The organism is Bacillus sp. AG4(2022), from assembly GCF_031844465.1.
Lineage (GTDB): Bacteria > Bacillota > Bacilli > Bacillales > Cytobacillaceae > Bacillus_AB > Bacillus_AB infantis.
In genome coordinates, this window is sequence record NZ_JAUZVH010000001.1 from 147,243 (window position 1) to 165,318 (window position 18,076).

Genomic DNA, 18,076 nt, shown 5'->3' on the forward strand with positions numbered 1-18,076 from the left:
TAAAAATTCACCACTAAGGATGGTTATACAATGAAACAGATAATTCAGAACGAAATAGATAAGCTTAAGCAGGAATTTGTCAATATCAGCACGTACATAGGAGAAAATCCTGAGCTCGGGCATGAGGAGTTCAAATCTTCGGCGATTTTGATTGAAACATTGGAAAAGCACGGATTTAATGTAGAGAAGGGAACCTGCGGACTTCCGACTGCTTTTCGTGCTGTTTATGACAGCGGCATTGCGGGAGCAGCCATTGGGCTGATGGCTGAATATGATGCACTTCCTGAGGTAGGTCATGCATGCGGGCACAACCTCATAGGCACAATGGCAATTGCTGCAGGGATCGGCCTGAGCAAGGCTGTTGGAGAAACTGGCGGAAAAGTGATTGTGTACGGAACTCCCGCTGAAGAAACAAAAGGCGGGAAAGTGACAATGGCGGAGAACGGGATCTTCGATGAACTGGATGTTGCGATGATGGTCCATCCTTTGTCCAAGTATTTGAAAAGCGGCAGATCACTTGCCATGGATGCGATCCAGTTTGAATTCTTCGGCAAGAGTGCCCATGCGGCTGCGAGTCCGGAAAAAGGGATCAACGCTCTTGATGCTGTGCTTCAGACTTTTAACAGCATCAATGCCCTCAGACAGCATATCACTTCTGATGCAAGAATCCATGGCATCATCCCTGAAGGAGGAAAAGCGGCCAATGTAGTTCCTGACTATGCGTCTGCCCAGTTCTATGTAAGAGCATCAAGCCGATCTTATGTGAATGAACTGGTTGAAAAAGTGAAAGCATGCGCCCAGGGTGCTGCGCTTCAGACTGGTGCAGAAATGAAAGCTTCTTTTTATGAATTTTCGTATGATGACATGCAAACAAACCAGCAATTATCGGATGCATTCACTAACGAGCTGATCGGGCTGGGAATAGATCCAGGTGAAATCCACGAGGACCGCGATGGATCAGGATCGCTCGATATGGGAAATGTCAGCCAGGCTGTGCCTTCCATTCACCCATATATCAAGATTTGCGACGAAGATTTCGCCTGCCATACCCATGAGTTCCGCGAAGCGGCCATGAGCAGCCAGGCACAGGAGGCAATGATCTTAGGGGCAAAGGCAATGGCCCTGACGGGTTATGAAATCCTCTCAAGCGAAGAACTGCTTCAATCCATCAGGGAAGAATTCAAAAAGAATAAACTCGTTAATGCATAATGATGTACTCAAAAAGCTTATCCAAAACGGATAGGCTTTTTTAGATTCAGCCTCAGCAGGACACAATTAGGAAAAACCCGTTTTTTTGCCTTTTATAAAGGGTACTCTAGATAGTAATCAGCCTAACCAGCTTGGAATCACTCTCTCAAGAGCTCGCCATAGAAGTGGCCAGGGCTGGTGATAGGGGCAACAGACTAACAGAGTTAAAGGGGATTTTGCACATGAAACTGACACCAGAGCAACGGATCGAGCTGCACGGCTTTAATAATCTGACTAAAACGTTAAGCTTTAATATGTATGATATCTGCTATACAAAAACAAAAGAAGAACGGGAAGCTTATATTGATTATATTGATGAACAGTATAGTGCTGAGAGGCTCACCAACATTCTGACTAATGTGTCCGATATCATCGGGGCACACGTGCTGAATGTCGCCCAGCAGGACTATGTACCGCAGGGAGCCAGTGTGACCATGCTCGTATCAGAAGGCCCTGTTGTCGAAGTGCCTGAAGAATCACTGGAGGAATCTCCTGGACCGCTCCCTGACAATGTGGTCCTGCAGCTTGATAAAAGCCATATTACAGTCCACACCTATCCTGAATTCCATCCGACAGAAGGGATCAGCACCTTCAGGGCAGATATTGATGTTTCCACATGCGGGGAAATTTCACCGCTAAAAGCCCTGAATTATTTGATCCACTCCTTTGAGACGGATGTAATGACGATTGATTACCGCGTCAGAGGGTTTACACGGGACATCAACGGTGAAAAGCTATATATCGACCATGATATTAACTCTATACAGAACTATATACCAGATGAAGCAAAAGGCCTGTATGATATGATCGATGTGAATATCTATCAGGAAAAAATTTTCCACACAAAATGCAAACTGAAGGAATTCGACCTGAATAATTATCTGTTTGGCTTTACTAAGGAGAAGCTGGATTCAGAAGAAGCGGAAGAAATCACCGACCGACTTAAAACAGAGATGGACGAAATCTTTTATGGCACCAATATTTCCTCGCAAAATTAATTTCTATACTTTTTATTAAGGTAGCATGAGACTGCAAAGATCCTCTCATTATGGGGCCATTTGCAGTCTTTTTTGTATGCAGATATCCTTCACACTGTGTTTTTGCTAGAGGATTAGCATTATTTGGGTTTCTTCCAGCCTTTTTCTTTCTACTCTCTTTAAATTAAGTTTTACAACTTGCCCTTTCTGCGTATGTTAGATTAACGGAACATTCTGAACCATGCTGCTGGATTGCCCTGGTACGAAACAGCCCGGTTCTGCAAAGGATGATTCTTTTTATTTTAGAGGGGGAGTAAAGATGGCAGACAATGTGAAGATCGGCTTGATACAAGCATCTCATGATGTGGACGGCAGCGAGCCAGTTGCAGTTCATAAGGAGAAGGCAATCGAAAAGCATATAAAGCTTGTTAGGGAAGCGGCAGAAAAGGGCGCCCAGATTGTATGCCTGCAGGAGATCTTTTATGGTCCTTATTTCTGTTCCGAGCAGAATACGAAATGGTATGACGCTGCAGAAGAAATCCCGGACGGCCCGACAACAAAGCTTTTCCAGGAGCTGGCAAGGGAGCTTGGGATTGTTATTGTCCTTCCGATTTATGAACGGGAAGGGATAGCTACCTATTATAATACAGCTGCTGTCCTGGATGCAGACGGAACTTATCTGGGAAAGTACCGGAAGCAGCATATTCCGCATGTTGCGGCAGGAGGAAACGGCTGCGGGTTCTGGGAAAAATATTATTTTAAACCAGGGAACCTGGGCTATCCGGTATTTGATACTGCATATGCCAAAATCGGCGTGTATATCTGCTATGACAGGCATTTCCCGGAAGGGGCAAGGCTGCTGGGGCTTAATGGCGCAGAAATCGTCTTCAATCCATCGGCCACGGTCGCCGGCCTGTCCGAATATTTATGGAAACTCGAACAGCCTGCCCATGCAGTCGCCAACGGATATTATGTTGGCGCCATCAACCGCGTCGGCTATGAGGGTCCATGGAATATGGGAGAATTTTATGGGCAGTCATACCTGGTGGATCCTAAAGGAAGCTTCGTTGCCTCTGCCAGCCGGGATAAGGATGAAGTCATCATAGGTGAAATGAACAAGAAGCTGATCCGGGAGGTCAGGGACACCTGGCAGTTTTACCGCGACCGCAGGCCGGAAACATACAGTGAAATGACATCCCTTCTTCCGTAAGGGGCTTTTATGTGAAAATAAGCTTTTCAATTGCCTGCCTGGCACAGGCAGGATAGGAGGGAACGCTGTGATCGATGCAAAACCAAAGCGAATCTCACACACCGACCTGGAACAGAACTTCAGGGAAGCGGAGCCTGCGCTGTCCAGCAGGGATGCTGCCCATGAAGCCAGCCGCTGCCTGTATTGCTATGATGCCCCTTGTATTAAAGCATGTCCAACTGGAATAGATATCCCTTCATTCATAAAAAAAATCAGCAGCGGAAATATGCTGGGATCCGCCAAAACCATCATGGATGCCAATCCTGTCGGCGCAAGCTGCTCAAGGGTCTGCCCGACAGAAGAGCTCTGTGAAGGGGCGTGTGTATTGAATTCAACAAAAAGCCCTATTCTGATCGGCAAACTGCAGAGGCATGCGACTGACTGGGCCATAAAAAGCGGGAAGGACTTATTTTTCCCAGGCGCGGCCAACGGCAAAAAAGCAGCGGTCATCGGAAGCGGACCTGCGGGATTATCGGCTGCCAGGGAGCTGGCCCGTCTCGGCTATGAGACTGTCATCTATGAAGCCGAGGAGGAAGCCGGAGGGCTGAACACTTACGGTATCGTTTCATTCCGTCTGCCGAAGGAGATTGCCCATTGGGAAGCAGAACAGGTCAGGCGGATGAATGTAGACATCAGGACAAAAACGAAGATCGGCCGGGATGTTACAGCCGGAGAACTGCTGGACGGATATGACTTTGTGATTCTTGCTGCAGGCATGTCAAAAGTGCCGGACCTTGGAATTGAAGGTGAAAATCTGGAAGGTGTCTTTGATGCGATTGAATTTGTGAAGCAGACAAAAACCGGTGAACTGAGGAGAGATGTGGCAGGCAAGAAAGCAATTGTAATCGGCGCCGGCAACACAGCAATTGACGGGGCAACCTGTGCAGCAAGGCTCGGGGCGGGGAATGTGAAAATCCTTTACAGGAGGACACAGGAAGAAATGACTGCCTATGATTTTGAATATGAGTTTGCGAAGCAGGATGGAGTCGAGTTCCGATGGCTGACGGCACCCAAAAGGATTATCAGCAATGACCGCGGGGAAGCAGCAGGACTGGAGTGCATCCAAATGATGCTTGGCGAGCCGGATACGGATGGTCGGAGAAGGCCCGTACCCATTGAAGGATCTGAGCATCTGCTCCCGGCTGACATCATTATTAAAGCCATCGGGCAGCAAAGGCACGAAAGCCTCATCGATCAATTCGGCCTTGCTCACGATGGGGGAGTTGTAGAAATCAATCCTGAGACATGCCAGACCTCAAATCCGAAAGTGTTTGCCTGCGGGGATATTGTCTTCGGCAAAGGAAAAGGGGAAGCCATGGTCGTCACTGCTGCCCAGCAGGGTAAACAAGCAGCCCATGCGATCCACAAGCTGATGATGAAGGAAGAAAGGAGAGAAGCAAATGGCTGATTTAAGCATAGAATTGGCAGGCATAAAGTCCCCCAATCCTTTCTGGCTTGCCTCTGCACCACCTACCAATTCAGGCTATCAGGTTCAGCGTGCTTTCGAGGCCGGATGGGGCGGAGCTGTTTGGAAAACGCTGGGTGAGCCTATTTTAAACGTTTCTTCCCGATTTGCTGCTGTCAGCTTTAATGGACAGCGGGTCGCAGGCTTTAACAATATTGAGCTGATTACAGACAGGCCGCTTGAAGTCAATCTGAAGGAAATCTATGAAACGAAAAAGAAGTTTCCCAACAACACGATCATTGCCTCACTGATGGTTGAGCCGAAACAGGAGAAATGGCATGAAATTGTCAAACGGGTCGAAGAGATTGGGGTAGATGGACTTGAGCTTAACTTCGGCTGCCCGCACGGGATGGCAGAGAGGGGAATGGGATCTGCATCCGGACAGGTGCCAGAGCTGGTGGAAAAACAGACTTATTGGGCGAAGGAAGCGGCCCGGACACCAGTCATCGTGAAGCTTACCCCCAATATAACGGATATTACAGCAACAGCAGAAGCAGCGGTAAAAGGCGGTGCAGATGCTGTCAGTATGATCAATACGATCAACAGCCTTGCCGGGGTGGACCTTGATACCTGGAATACGATTCCGCATGTCGGAGGGAAGGGAGCACATGGAGGCTATTGCGGCCCGGCAGTCAAACCGATTGCACTGAACATGGTCGCTGAGTGCGCCAGGAATCCAGCAATATCTGTACCGATTTCAGGCATGGGCGGGATATCGAACTGGCAGAATGCGGTTGAATTCATGCTGATGGGCGCTTCCGGCGTACAGATTTGTACAGCTGCTATGCACCACGGGTTCCGCATCATTGAAGATTTAATGGATGGTTTGAATAATTATCTGGACGAGAGAGGCATCCGGTCAGTCAGGGACATTATCGGAAAATCTGTACCAAGGTATTCGGACTGGGGCAATCTGGACCTTAACTATAATATTGCCGCGAGGATCGACCCTGATATCTGCATCAACTGCAATAAATGCCATATCGCCTGTGAGGACACCTCGCATCAATGCATTGATATGCTGGTTGATGAAAACGGAAAAGAATATTTGAAAGTCCGCGAAGAAGACTGTGTCGGCTGCAACCTCTGTTCTATTGTCTGCCCGGAGGAAGGGGCCATTTCAATGGTAGAGCTTCCGCACACACAGCCGCCTATGACCTGGAATGAACGACAGGCCGCGATAGCCGGGGCACAGGCATGCGAATTGGATCTATCTAAACGGTAAAGGGGTGCTGAATATGAAGAAAATAATAAAGAACGGCACTATAGTGACAGCATCAGATACTTTTCAGGCTGATATTTTAATAGAAGAAGGAAAAATCGCCCTGATTGGCAGGGATCTGCAAGATACCGGGGCGGAAATCATCAATGCTGCAGGGCTTTACGTTTTTCCGGGCGGCATAGACCCGCACACCCACCTGGATATGCCATTCGGCGGGACTGTGACAAAGGACGATTTTGAGTCAGGCACGATTGCCGCAGCCTTTGGGGGCACGACGACCATCATAGACTTTTGCCTGACATCTAAAGGAAGGCCTCTCCAGGAAAGCATTGATGAATGGCACCAAAAATCTAAAGACAAGGCTGCCATCGATTACAGCTTCCACCTCATGATCGGGGAAATCAATGATAAAGTACTGGCGGAGCTGCCGAAAGTGATAGATTCTGAGGGAATTACTTCTTTCAAAGTCTTCATGGCCTATAAAAATGTCTTCCAGGCTGATGATGAAACGCTTTTCAAGACGCTGGTTGCCGCAAGGGACCTCGGGGCTCTTGTCATGGTGCATGCAGAAAACGGGGATGTCATCGATTATCTTACGAAAAAGGCATTGGAAGAAGGACATACAGAACCCATCTACCATGCGCTTACAAGACCTCCTGAGCTGGAAGGGGAAGCAACGGGGCGTGCGGCTGAGCTGACCGGCCTGGCAGGCTCCCAGCTGTATGTAGTACATGTATCCTGCGCTGAAGCAGCAGAAAAAATTGCCGCAGCCCGCTCCAGGGGCATCGATGTCTGGGGGGAAACCTGTCCGCAGTATCTTGTTCTTGACCAGACCAGCCTCGAAAAGCCTGAGTTTGAAGGCGCAAAATATGTGTGGTCCCCGCCGCTCCGTGAAAAATGGAATCAGGACACTTTATGGAATGCCCTCAAAAGCGGACAGCTCCAGACGATCGGCTCTGACCAATGCTCTTTTGACTTTAAGGGGCAAAAGGATCTCGGCAGGGAGGATTTTACCAAAATACCGAACGGAGGCCCGACTATTGAAGACCGGTTCTCGATCCTCTTTTCAGAAGGGGCGGCAAAGGGAAGGATCACCCTCAACCAATTTGTCGACATCACTTCGACCCGTGCTGCGAAGCTATTTGGCCTCTACCCTCAGAAAGGGACGATTGCTGTAGGCTCTGATGCCGATATTGTCCTATTTGACCCTGAAAAGGAACGAACCATTTCTGCAGGCACCCACCATTTGGCTGTTGATTACAGCGCATTTGAAGGATTATCAGTCAAAGGAGAGCCTGTCACTGTGCTCGTAAGGGGAGAGTATGTGATTAAAGACCGCCAGTTCACTGGAAAAGCGGGCAGCGGGCAATATTTAAAAAGAGCAAAATATTTTAAACACAAAACCCATAATAACGTGATTCCTGCTTATTAGATTAAGAGGGTTGGCTGTGGACGGAGATGAATTACCCCGGCTTTGTTTCAGTGAACAGGATGATGGCATGCACTAACCCGGCTTTTCGGTTTCAATCAGCTTCTCGGCCTGACAAAAATTAACCGGACAGGATGTGTACGTATGAAAAGAAGCCATCTGAAATCCCCTGACCTTTATCCGATCCAGCAAAAGGACAGGAATATCACCTCGCTCGGCTATTCATTTATGTGGGTGGGCATGGTGGTGGTACTCGCCACCTTTGCCATCGGAGGCTCCGGGGTTATGAGCCTCCCATTGCCGCTTGTCATTATTGCAACGGTGATCGGCTGCCTCGGAATCGGCTTATTCATCAGTTTGATTGCAGACATCGGGATAGAGCATGGCCTATCCTTCCCGGTCTATATGCGCGCCCCTTTCGGCACAATCGGGACTCATATCCCCTCAATCACGAGGGGCGTCACCGCCTCTATGTGGTTTGGAATCAATACCTACTTCGGTGCCACTGCCATGAATGGCATCATTGATATTTTATTCGGTTTCAATAACTGGTTTATCTGTTTTCTTATTTTCGCAGCTGCACAGCTCATTAATACCAGCCTTGGGATAAAAGCGATAGAGCGTTTTGCTGACATGGCAGCTCCGGTCATTATCCTGATTTCCGTCTGGATGTACCTATCTTTATCCGATACGGCTGAAGAGGCAGGAAGGAATATTTGGACATGGGCAGAAAATCCGGCAGCGGGAACCGATGCATTTACTGCTTTCCTTGTTGTGATCTTCAGCAATATGGGCTTTTGGGCGACCTTGAGTGCTGATATTCCTTCCATTTCCCGGTTCATCAAGGCGCCCGTGAATGAAAAAAACTGGTTTAAGCGCAATAAAGGGGCGCTGATCGGCAACCTGATCGCCATGCCGCTGACACAGACCTTTATGATTATCATAGGAGGGATCGCTTATATTGCCGTCCTGAATTACGATCCTGTCATCGCCCTTCAGGAAGCGGCAGGAGGACTCGTCCTATGCGTCCTGCTTCTGATGATCATCCTGGCGCAATGGTCCACCAACACGGCGGCCAATGTCGTTCCGGCGGCAACGATATTTTCTAATGTTGGCGGGCCGAAATTTCCTTTCTGGGCTGGCGTTATTACAGCAGGAATTGTCGGGACAGTCGTCCAGCCATGGAATCTCTTTGGCGTCATCATCCCTGTCCTCCTGTTTGTAGGCGGCATCCTGTCTGCGATTGTCGGCATCCTTTTTGCTGATTATTATCTGCTGAGAAAAAGGCGCGTCAATGTACCTGAATTATACGAGGACCATGGGCAGTTCAGGTATTGGGGAGGAATCAACCTTGCAGGATTCATCAGCTGGGTCATTGGTGCCGCAGTTGCATACTGGCTTCCCAACTATTCATTCCTTGCCGGATTCCTGGCAGGAGCAGGCTCTTATTACCTTCTTGCCCGGTACTGGTGGTTCCGCAAATATCAGCAGGCCGAAATCAATGATCCGGATGACAGCAAATATCTCGGAATCAGTGTGGGGCGCGACTGGATTTTGGACGATGATCAGGAAAAAGCCGCTGATTCCATGAAATCTTGACTATTTTCAGGAGGTCAGAGTATGTCAGACTACCAGTTCTTTTTGCATGAAAGAGACAAAATCGATTTTTATATCGAAAAAGGATTCAGAATCCTTCAGGTGAAAGAAAGCTTGGATGGAGCGGCCATCTTGTTTGCCAATCCGGCCAGCGGGATCCAGGAAACAATCCATGTTGGGACAGCAGAAGCACGGAAATATTTCAGCGGGCTTCTGCTCAAGCAGAAAGAGCATTCTGCAGAACAAAAATAGCTGTGATAGAGCGAAGGATTGCGCATTTCATTATTTGCCGCTGATCCTTCGCCTTCATGTGCAGCTTTCTATCGAAGTCTTATAAAAATCTGAAGTGGATATTTCATATGAAGGAGATGGAGCATATGGCGATCAGGCATGAAACAGAGGTTTTGAGAAATTTTATTGATGGCAATTGGGTAGAAGCTTCCTCTGCAGATACATTTGAAGTCATCAACCCTGCCAATGATGAAGTGCTCGCGAGGGTGCCTGCCTCCAGTGCAGAAGATGTCAGCCTTGCTGTCCAGGCAGCAGGAAGGGCGTTTATTTCGTGGAGGAAGGTGCCTGTCCCAAAGAGGGCAAGGCTCCTTTTCAAATATCATAATCTGCTGTCACAGCATCATGAACAGCTTGCTGAGCTGATTGTAAAAGAGAACGGAAAATCCTTCAAAGAAGCATTCGGCGAGGTCCAAAGAGGCATCGAGTGTGTGGAATTTGCCGCAGGTGCACCGACCTTAATGATGGGTGAGTCGCTTTCAGGGATCGCTGAGGATATTGATTCTGAGATGTTCCGTTACCCGCTTGGCGTGGTTGGGGGGATCACTCCTTTTAACTTCCCGATGATGGTCCCTTTGTGGATGTTCCCTCTTGCTGTTGCCTGCGGGAATACTTTTGTGCTGAAGCCGTCTGAAAGGACGCCGATCCTGGCAGCGCGCCTTGCTGAACTGTTTGCCGAAGCGGGCGCCCCTCCTGGAGTCCTGAACATTGTACACGGCGCACATGATGTTGTGAATGCACTGCTTGAACATAAAGAGGTTGCCGCCATCTCATTTGTCGGTTCTCAGCGGGTTGCAAAATATGTGTATGAACGGGCCGCTTCTGAAGGAAAGCGGGTACAGGCACTCTCGGGTGCTAAAAATCACCATATCGTCATGCCTGATGCCGATGCTGAGAAGGCGGCCCAGCATATCATCAGTTCCTCATTCGGCAGTGCCGGCCAGAGGTGCATGGCATGCAGTGCCGTTGTCGTGGTGGGAGAAAACGACAGCTTCATTAATGAGCTTAAGAAAAAAGCCGATGAGCTCAAGGTCGGCAGCGGGATGGAAGAAGATACCCTCCTGACGCCCGTCATCCGCAAGGAGCATCTTGAAAAAGTCCTCGGACTCATTGAAAAAGGAGAAGAAGAAGGGGCTGAGCTGATACGGGACGGCCGCACGGAGATGGAGCGGCACCCAGCCGGGAACTTTCTTGGTGCAACGATCTTTGATAGGGTGACATGCGATATGACGATCGCAAAGGAAGAGCTATTTGCACCTGTACTGAGCCTGCTCAGGGCAGGAAGCCTTGATGAAGCGCTGGACTTCATCCGAAGGTCAAGATACGGGAATGGAGCAACCATCTATACAAACGATGCCAGGAGCATCAGGCAATTCCGTGAAGAGGCGGATGCCGGAATGCTCGGCATCAATGTAGGCGTTCCGGCTACAATGGCATTCTTCCCTTTTTCAGGCTGGAAGGATTCCTTCTATGGGGACCTTCATGTCAATGGCAAAGATGGCTTGAATTTTTATACAAAAAAGAAAATGGTCACATCTCGTTTTGAACTTTGAAATCACTTAGCAGCAACGAGGAGGAGATAGGATGGCACAGTCAGTGAACGGAAATAAATCATTGCTTGAACAGGATGATCAATATGTATGGCATTCAATGAAGCCCTACAGCCCGCAGTCGACCATCGTCGCGGAAAAGGCTGAGGGTTCGTGGATAACTGCAAGTGACGGGAAACGCTATTTAGATGCGATGGCTGGCCTGTGGTGCGTGAATGCGGGATATGGCAGGAAGGAGCTTGCCGAGGCTGCATATGTACAGCTGAAGGAGATGCCTTATTTTCCGCTGACCCAAAGCCATGCTCCAGCCATCAGGCTTGCTGAGAAGCTGAATGAACTGCTTGGCGGAGAATATGTTATTTTCTTTTCCAACAGCGGATCGGAAGCAAATGAAACCGCCTTTAAAATCGCCAGGCAATATCATCAGCAGCGCGGGGAAGCAGGGCGCTATAAAATTGTGTCCCGCTACCGGTCCTATCATGGCAATACTATGGGATCGCTCGCCGCGACAGGGCAGGCGCAAAGAAAATACAAATATGAGCCGCTCTCCCCGGGATTCATACATGTACAGCCGCCAGACTCTTACAGAGATGAAGTCCACAGCGGCAGCCCTTCTGATCTGCCCGCAGTCAAAGCGCTTGACCAGGCAATGACTTGGGAACTGAGCGAAACGATTGCTGCCATGATTATGGAACCGATCATCACCGGAGGGGGAATCATCACTCCCCAGGAAGGCTATATGAAGGCTGCCAAAGAGGTGTGCGAAAAGCACGGAGCCCTGCTGATCTCTGACGAGGTGATCTGCGGCTTTGGCCGGACAGGGAAGCCTTTTGGCTTTATGCATGACGGTATAAGGCCCGATATCATCACAATGGCAAAAGGCATCACGAGCGCCTATCTCCCGCTGTCAGCCACTGCTGTGAAGAAAGAGATCTATGAAGCGTTCAAGGGAAGCGGGGAATACGACTATTTCCGGCATATCAATACATTCGGCGGCAATCCGGCTGCCTGCGCACTGGCGCTTAAAAACCTCGAAATTCTTGAAAAGGAAAACCTCTATAAACGTTCGGCCGATCTTGGCGCAAAGTTGAAAGAAAATCTTGCCTCCCGCCTGGCGGATCATCCTTTTGTTGGCGATGTCAGAGGGAAAGGGCTATTGATCGGAATTGAGCTAGTCAGCAGCAAAGAAACGAAAGAGCCTCTCGAGGCAGCCCTTGTCAATAAAGTCATAGCCGCCTGCCGTGAAAAAGGAGTGCTGATCGGGAAAAATGGAGCTACTGTGGCAGGCTACAATAACGTCCTTGCACTGTCGCCGCCCCTCAACATAAAAGAAGAAGATGCTGAACTTGTTATCGGGACCCTTAAGGATGCGCTGGAAAGTATTTTGTGAACGGCTTCATCCCGGTTTTTTCTGGCATAAGGAAAAATGGTACAGAATAAGATGTGGAATAGAACCTATTTAGAAAAGGGAGTTTGATATATGGCCAGCTGCAGCCACCAGGCAGAAGTAAAAATACCGATAGAATCTTTGTGGGAATTCGTCAGCAATATTGACCGCTGGGCCCCGCTTGTGCCGGGATATATTGACCATACGATCATCAATGATCGGGAATCGACATGGAGCTTTTATACAGAAGTGGGCATCATGAAGAAGAAGATACAGCTGAAGGTGGAGATCGTAACCTGGCAGGAGCCTGAAAAAGTCACTTTCAATCTTGAGGGAATCAACGAAAAAATTTCAGGTGAAGGCTATTTTTGGGCAAAAAAAGAGAACCGGACCAATATCATGACCGGCTGCCTGACCATTAGGGCCGAGGGCCTTATGGCAAAGATGGCCAACAGCATATTGAGTTCATCCCTGCCTTCCATCACGGTGGAGCTTACAGAGGCGGTTGCCCGGAAAGCTGAAGAAAATTATAACAGAAAAATCAAGACTCCATTATAAATTGCCTATTTAGTAAAACGGTTTGCATAGCTGGATGCCACAAAGGCCTCCGGCTTTATTTTTGGCTCAAGACCCATAGACTCCAGCCTTGCAACCATTTCATTTACGTACTCCCTTGTTTTGTTCCGCGGCCCGGCGCCGATATCGATATGCCCTTCTATCGCAAAAGTAGCTCCTTTGTAGACATGTGGCAGAACGATATCAATCATCCTGTTCTTTTTCTCATCATCAAAGAGGGCCACAACTTCCTCGGTCAGGGAGGTTTCGAACGAAATCCTTTCATGGAGCTGCTGCATCTTCCGGGGAACAGTCGTTTTCCTGATGCAGGCCCAGGCCCCTTTTCCTTCATTCTGAATAACGATCCCCGTTATAAAACGGGTCGACTCGGGATGAACCTGTGAATCTGTACCGACCATCAGCCTGTAATTGCCTGCAGGCTGCCGGGACATAAAGCGCAGGATGCGTTCAAAAACCTTTTCAAAGGTAAGATCATGCTCCTGCAGGTTCTGAAAGCTGAAAGTAGAAAGCGAATCAGTTTTCACTCTTTATCACCGCTTTTCAGTTGGTTTATGGAAAGAACCCGTGCATCCGGGGCATACCGGGTTCTTTTTAACCGTACACCCAAGTGTCTAAAGGTGCTGTAATACATTATATTAATGTAATCAAAGGATGTTGTTCTTTTTTTAAAAGGCCTTTTCTGCACATCTCCATGTTTGCCGGATTGCTGTGAGGATATATAACAGGAGAGAACGTAAGGAGGCTACCGTTATGAAAATCAAGAGTTTATTCCTGAATTGCAGTTTAAAAGCAGGGGCAGAGCCCTCAAATACCCAGCGGCTGATGGATGAGGTAATCGGTCACTTTGATACCCTTGGAGTAGAATCAGAAACCATCAGGCTTGCAGATTTCAACATTTCCTATGGGATTTCCGCCGATGAAGGAGAAGGGGATGAATGGCCGGAAATCTTTGAGAAAGTCAAAGAAGCGGATATCCTGGTCATTGGCACGCCGATCTGGCTCGGGGAAAAGAGCAGCATTGCCACACTGGCAATCGAGAGGCTATACGGCGCAAGCAGCATGACAAATGATAAGGGGCAATATCTTTATTATAATAAAGTAGGCGGAGCTGTTGTCACAGGCAATGAAGACGGAGCAAAGGACGCTTCCAAATCCATCATTTACGGTTTATCACATATCGGCTTTACCATCCCGCCGAATGTGGATGCCTATTGGGTAGGGGAAGCAGGCCCGGGCCCTTCATTCATCGAGGCGGAAGGCTATAAAAACAGCTTTACTAAACAGCACGCTAAAATTCTGGCCTATAACTTATTCCACTTTGCCAGTCTGCTGAAAAACCATCCCATCCCAGCAGAAGGCAATGTGATTGAAGGATAGCTGTACAGAAGAAACAGAGCAGACCTCCCCTCAGGCTGCTCTGTTTCTTTTTGTTTTCTATGCAGGATTTACACTTAATCTCATCAGTAATAAGGATTCAAGAACAGACATTGAGGGAATGCTATATTTTGCAATTTCAAGTTGGCAGCAGGAGTGACATTATGGACAGGTTTGAAATGAAACAGCATGCTATTGCCATCATCGGTGCCGGACTCGCAGGTCTTACCTGTGCTTTCCGGCTGAAGCAGGCAGGAATCGAAGCTGTGGTATTTGAATCACAGGCAGACGCAGGCGGCAGATGCCGGACAGACCGGGCTATTTTTGCGGAAGGGCAGTTTGCTGAATGCGGAGGAGAGTTCATTGATTCCAACCATAAAGAAATACTGGGCTTGATCTCTGAACTCGGTTTGCAGACAGATGACCTTACCAGCTTCGAAAAAAAAGGGGGAAAGCCGCTTTATCTTATTAATGGAACAAGCATCCCCGGAGAAAAGATCGAGGATCTCTACAGCCGGATAGCTGACACTGTCAGAGAAGAATACAGGCTTTGCGAATTCCCTCCGTTGTATAACAGGCATTCTAAGCGCGCAAAAGAGCTGGACAGCATGTCGATTGTGGACTGGATCAATCAAAATATAGAGGGAGGAACTGGCTCTGAGTTCGGCCAGCTTTTATGCGATGCATACACAATCGAATATGGGGCAGATTGTGCTGAACAGAGCGCCCTTAATCTCATCAGCCTTGTAGGAGGGCTGAATGGATCGCATTTCAATGTATTCGGCACCTCTGATGAAAGATACAGGGTGCGGGGCGGGAACGACCTGATCATTGAGAAATTAAAGCAAAAACTGGACGGGTCTATCCTTTATGACCACCAGCTTACAAGCATCAGATCCCTCGGGCAGGGCGGATATCACCTTGGATTTCAATCGGCTGGGAAAAGGAAGGAAGTCTATGCAGGCAAAGTCGTGATGGCCATTCCCTTTACTGTTTTAAAACAAACAGATTACACAAAGAGCGGCTTCAGCCCTCTAAAAGCAAAAGCAATAGAAGAGCTTGGCATGGGTCATAATTTAAAAGCACATTTTCAATTCAGCAGCAGATTTTGGGAGAAGTTTGCCAGCACCGGAACAATCTATACCAATGATATGTTCCAATCTGCCTTTGAAGCTACCCGGGCACAAAAGGGGGATGCCGGAATCCTTGTACATTATGCAGGCGGAAAGGAAGCCGTTCGGTTAATGAAAGAAGGCAAGGAAAAGCATAAGCGGAGATTCCTGCAGGATTTGTCACGGCTGTTCACAGGTGCAGCAGACCATTTTAATGGCAGGGATTTGATATCCTACTGGATTGCCGGCAGCTGGACTGGAGGTTCCTATTCCTTCAGGAAGGTCGGCCAGCACACCGGTTTTGCAGGAGTTGAGATGGAGAAGGAAGGAAGCTGCTATTTTGCCGGGGAGCATACATCCATCCTTTATCAGGGCTATATGAATGGAGCAGTAGAGAGCGGGGGCAGGGCAGCACTTGAAGTGCAGATGGACCTTTTGGACGAACATCATAAAGGCACTCTATAAAGCTATATTCCCCGGGGGCTCTGCCCTGCCCCGGATTATAGTGTTATGTGAAGCCAGAAAGGAATGGTATACTGCTTATAAGCCGGTTATAATTCCGGAAAGAAATCCGCAAACCGCTAAAAAAGGAGAATACTCATGCTAAAAGAAAATCTTGCTTCATACATAGAAAAAGAACAAAAACAGAAAGGGACTGCCCTGATTTTTGAAAAAGAAAAAGAATATCTCGGAATGACAGACTCTGATTCAGCTGATGGATTCACAATCGGCAATGAGGGAGACCGCTTCCGGGAGGCTTATTTGGAAAGAGGCGATAAGGAAACAGAAGAAATCCTTGCTGAAGAATCGCCAGATTTTCTGGAAAAGCCCATTTCCTATTTCCGTGAGCATAAACGCGAGTTTGTATACATGGAGTCCAAATGGTTTGATGTCATTGGTGCAGATGCTGTCTCTCTTGAAGTGGATGATGTGTTCGGCAACTACGATATTATGCTTGGATTAAAACTGCAGAAGAAGTATCAGAAATACCTCAAAGACAGTCTGGATAAAGGGCTTGAAGGCAGCGGGGACGCTTATGATCTGATGTTTGATTCAGGTGAAGGCATCTGGAATTTAAATTTTTCCCTCGATGCTCTTCCTGGTTTTCATGGCGGATTGTCAGTCGGGGAAGCTTACAGTCTTGTATATGGATTCCTATTTAATCTTGCTGAGGGTGCACAAAGTCAGCAAGGATAAAGTTCTTGACATTTAATTAAAGGATTGCCATAATATTAAGAATATTATTAATGGTTATTTATTGGAAAAGTAAGCAAGGGAGGGTGCAAATGATATGGTGCGATACCGCATTCACATCATTTGCTTCTTTTTCACCCATTCCCTTCAGCACTTCAAAGCATAATAGCAGAAAAGGAGTTTTCAAAAATGACAGATTGCCAGATCAGCGTAACTTTAAGGAACGAAAAAAAGGTCAAGCCGGAAGCAGCGGCACTGGAATTCGGCAGAAATTTCACTGACCATATGTTCGTGATGGACTATAAGGAAGGGTTAGCCTGGCATGATCCCCGCATCATTCCCTACCAGCCGCTCACATTGGATCCGGCAGCCATGATTTTTCATTATGGCCAGAGCGTCTTTGAAGGGCTTAAAGCATACCGGACAAAAGATCAGGAAATCCTTTTATTCAGGCCGGAAAAAAATCTGGAGAGACTGAACAGATCCAACAGCAGGCTTTGCATACCGCACATTGACGAGGACCTGGCGCTTGAAGCCCTCAAAAAACTGCTGATGATCGAAGAAGAGTGGGTTCCTTCTGCTGAAGGCACTTCCCTCTATATAAGGCCTTTTGTCATTTCCACAGAACCATATTTGGGAGTGGCTCCTTCTGCAAGCTATCAGTTCATCATCATCCTTTCCCCTGTCGGTGCCTATTACAAGGAAGGGATCAATCCCGTCAGAATCGCGGTAGAACGGGAATTCGTCAGGGCCGTCCCAGGCGGCACCGGCAATGCCAAGACAGGAGGCAACTATGCCGGAAGCCTGAAAGCCCAGCAGGGTGCCGGCAAAGGCGGATATGCCCAGGTATTATGGCTGGATGGAAAAGAAAAAAAGTATATTGAAGAAGTTGGGAGCATGAATGTCTTTTTCAAAGTGAATGGAGAAATCATCACGCCGGCTTTGAATGGAAGCATTCTTGAAGGGGTTACCAGGAATTCAATCATTGCCCTGCTTGAAGAATGGGGGCACCAGGTTACGGAAAAAAGGATTTCCATCGAGGAGCTGGCACAGGCTTACCGGAATGGGGAGCTCGAAGAAGCTTTTGGCACAGGGACTGCAGCAGTCATTTCCCCGATCGGCGAATTTCTATGGCAGGATGAAAAGCTTGTCATCAACAATGGAGAAACCGGGGAGCTGAGCCGGAAGCTGTATGATACACTGACTGGCATCCAATATGGCAGAGTTGCGGATCCTTTCGGGTGGACGGTGAAGGTGGAGAAGCCGGCCGCAGCGAAAGTGTAAGACTGAATACTGGAAGATGCTTAAATAAGCCCGGCAAATGCCGGGCTATTTATATTGCTGGCATTTCCTGATTACGTCAATCCGCTTCCGCTTTCCTTTTACCCAGCTTTTTCCCTCTTAGTTCA

Annotated in this window: 16 protein-coding genes; 15 read left to right on the top strand and 1 reads right to left on the bottom strand. The window is 48.1% G+C overall.

What is annotated here, in order from left to right:
* Positions 1–30 precede the first annotated feature (30 nt).
* From Q9R36_RS00770 to Q9R36_RS00820, 11 genes are all read left to right on the top strand, one after another.
* Complete coding sequence (locus Q9R36_RS00770) at positions 31–1,209, top strand: M20 family metallopeptidase (RefSeq protein WP_009793873.1); 1,179 nt, start codon at positions 31–33, stop codon at positions 1,207–1,209.
* Positions 1,210–1,430: 221 nt separating this feature from the next.
* Positions 1,431–2,246: an adenosylmethionine decarboxylase gene (speD, locus tag Q9R36_RS00775; protein ID WP_009793874.1), complete on the top strand. Its 816-nt coding sequence runs from the start codon at positions 1,431–1,433 to the stop codon at positions 2,244–2,246.
* A gap of 298 nt (positions 2,247–2,544) precedes the next feature.
* Positions 2,545–3,435, top strand: coding sequence for a nitrilase-related carbon-nitrogen hydrolase (locus Q9R36_RS00780; RefSeq protein WP_101547737.1), 891 nt, complete (start codon positions 2,545–2,547; stop codon positions 3,433–3,435).
* A 67-nt stretch (positions 3,436–3,502) separates the two neighbouring features.
* The gene (locus Q9R36_RS00785; protein WP_009793876.1) at positions 3,503–4,882 is read left to right on the top strand and encodes an NAD(P)-dependent oxidoreductase; all 1,380 of its coding nucleotides are present in this window, start codon (positions 3,503–3,505) and stop codon (positions 4,880–4,882) included.
* Positions 4,875–6,164 (top strand): NAD-dependent dihydropyrimidine dehydrogenase subunit PreA, encoded by a 1,290-nt coding sequence (gene preA / locus Q9R36_RS00790; RefSeq protein WP_094769266.1) that lies wholly within the window; start codon positions 4,875–4,877, stop codon positions 6,162–6,164. Before Q9R36_RS00785 ends, preA begins: the two co-directional genes overlap by 8 nt.
* A gap of 13 nt (positions 6,165–6,177) precedes the next feature.
* On the top strand, positions 6,178–7,593 hold the full coding sequence (gene hydA / locus Q9R36_RS00795; RefSeq protein WP_101547736.1) for a dihydropyrimidinase: 1,416 nt from the start codon (positions 6,178–6,180) through the stop codon (positions 7,591–7,593).
* Positions 7,594–7,734: 141 nt separating this feature from the next.
* Positions 7,735–9,189 carry an NCS1 family transporter gene (locus Q9R36_RS00800; protein WP_101547735.1) on the top strand — a complete coding sequence of 485 codons (1,455 nt, stop codon included), beginning with the start codon at positions 7,735–7,737 and terminating at the stop codon, positions 9,187–9,189.
* A gap of 21 nt (positions 9,190–9,210) precedes the next feature.
* Entirely contained in the window at positions 9,211–9,438 is a 228-nt protein-coding gene (locus tag Q9R36_RS00805; protein WP_009793880.1) for a hypothetical protein, read from the top strand.
* A 116-nt stretch (positions 9,439–9,554) separates the two neighbouring features.
* Positions 9,555–11,027, top strand: coding sequence for a CoA-acylating methylmalonate-semialdehyde dehydrogenase (locus tag Q9R36_RS00810; RefSeq protein ID WP_374703146.1), 1,473 nt, complete (start codon positions 9,555–9,557; stop codon positions 11,025–11,027).
* A gap of 31 nt (positions 11,028–11,058) precedes the next feature.
* Entirely contained in the window at positions 11,059–12,414 is a 1,356-nt protein-coding gene (locus tag Q9R36_RS00815; RefSeq protein ID WP_009793882.1) for an aspartate aminotransferase family protein, read from the top strand.
* Between the two features lie 90 nt (positions 12,415–12,504).
* On the top strand, positions 12,505–12,969 hold the full coding sequence (locus Q9R36_RS00820) for an SRPBCC family protein (RefSeq protein WP_101547733.1): 465 nt from the start codon (positions 12,505–12,507) through the stop codon (positions 12,967–12,969).
* Positions 12,970–12,974: 5 nt separating this feature from the next.
* Here the strand turns inward: Q9R36_RS00820 and Q9R36_RS00825 are convergent, their stop codons facing one another.
* Positions 12,975–13,511 (bottom strand): ribonuclease H-like YkuK family protein, encoded by a 537-nt coding sequence (locus Q9R36_RS00825; protein WP_101547732.1) that lies wholly within the window; start codon positions 13,509–13,511, stop codon positions 12,975–12,977.
* Positions 13,512–13,737: 226 nt separating this feature from the next.
* Here Q9R36_RS00825 and Q9R36_RS00830 point away from each other — a divergent pair, with 226 nt between their 5' ends.
* From Q9R36_RS00830 to Q9R36_RS00845, 4 genes are all read left to right on the top strand, one after another.
* Positions 13,738–14,364: a flavodoxin family protein gene (locus Q9R36_RS00830; protein WP_094769261.1), complete on the top strand. Its 627-nt coding sequence runs from the start codon at positions 13,738–13,740 to the stop codon at positions 14,362–14,364.
* A 161-nt stretch (positions 14,365–14,525) separates the two neighbouring features.
* Positions 14,526–15,938 carry a flavin monoamine oxidase family protein gene (locus tag Q9R36_RS00835; protein ID WP_311224386.1) on the top strand — a complete coding sequence of 471 codons (1,413 nt, stop codon included), beginning with the start codon at positions 14,526–14,528 and terminating at the stop codon, positions 15,936–15,938.
* A 135-nt stretch (positions 15,939–16,073) separates the two neighbouring features.
* Positions 16,074–16,670, top strand: a complete 597-nt coding sequence (locus tag Q9R36_RS00840; RefSeq protein ID WP_094769259.1) for a branched-chain amino acid aminotransferase — start codon at positions 16,074–16,076, stop codon at positions 16,668–16,670.
* Between the two features lie 186 nt (positions 16,671–16,856).
* Complete coding sequence (locus tag Q9R36_RS00845) at positions 16,857–17,951, top strand: branched-chain amino acid aminotransferase (RefSeq protein WP_311224387.1); 1,095 nt, start codon at positions 16,857–16,859, stop codon at positions 17,949–17,951.
* The last annotated feature ends 125 nt before the right edge of the window (positions 17,952–18,076 follow it).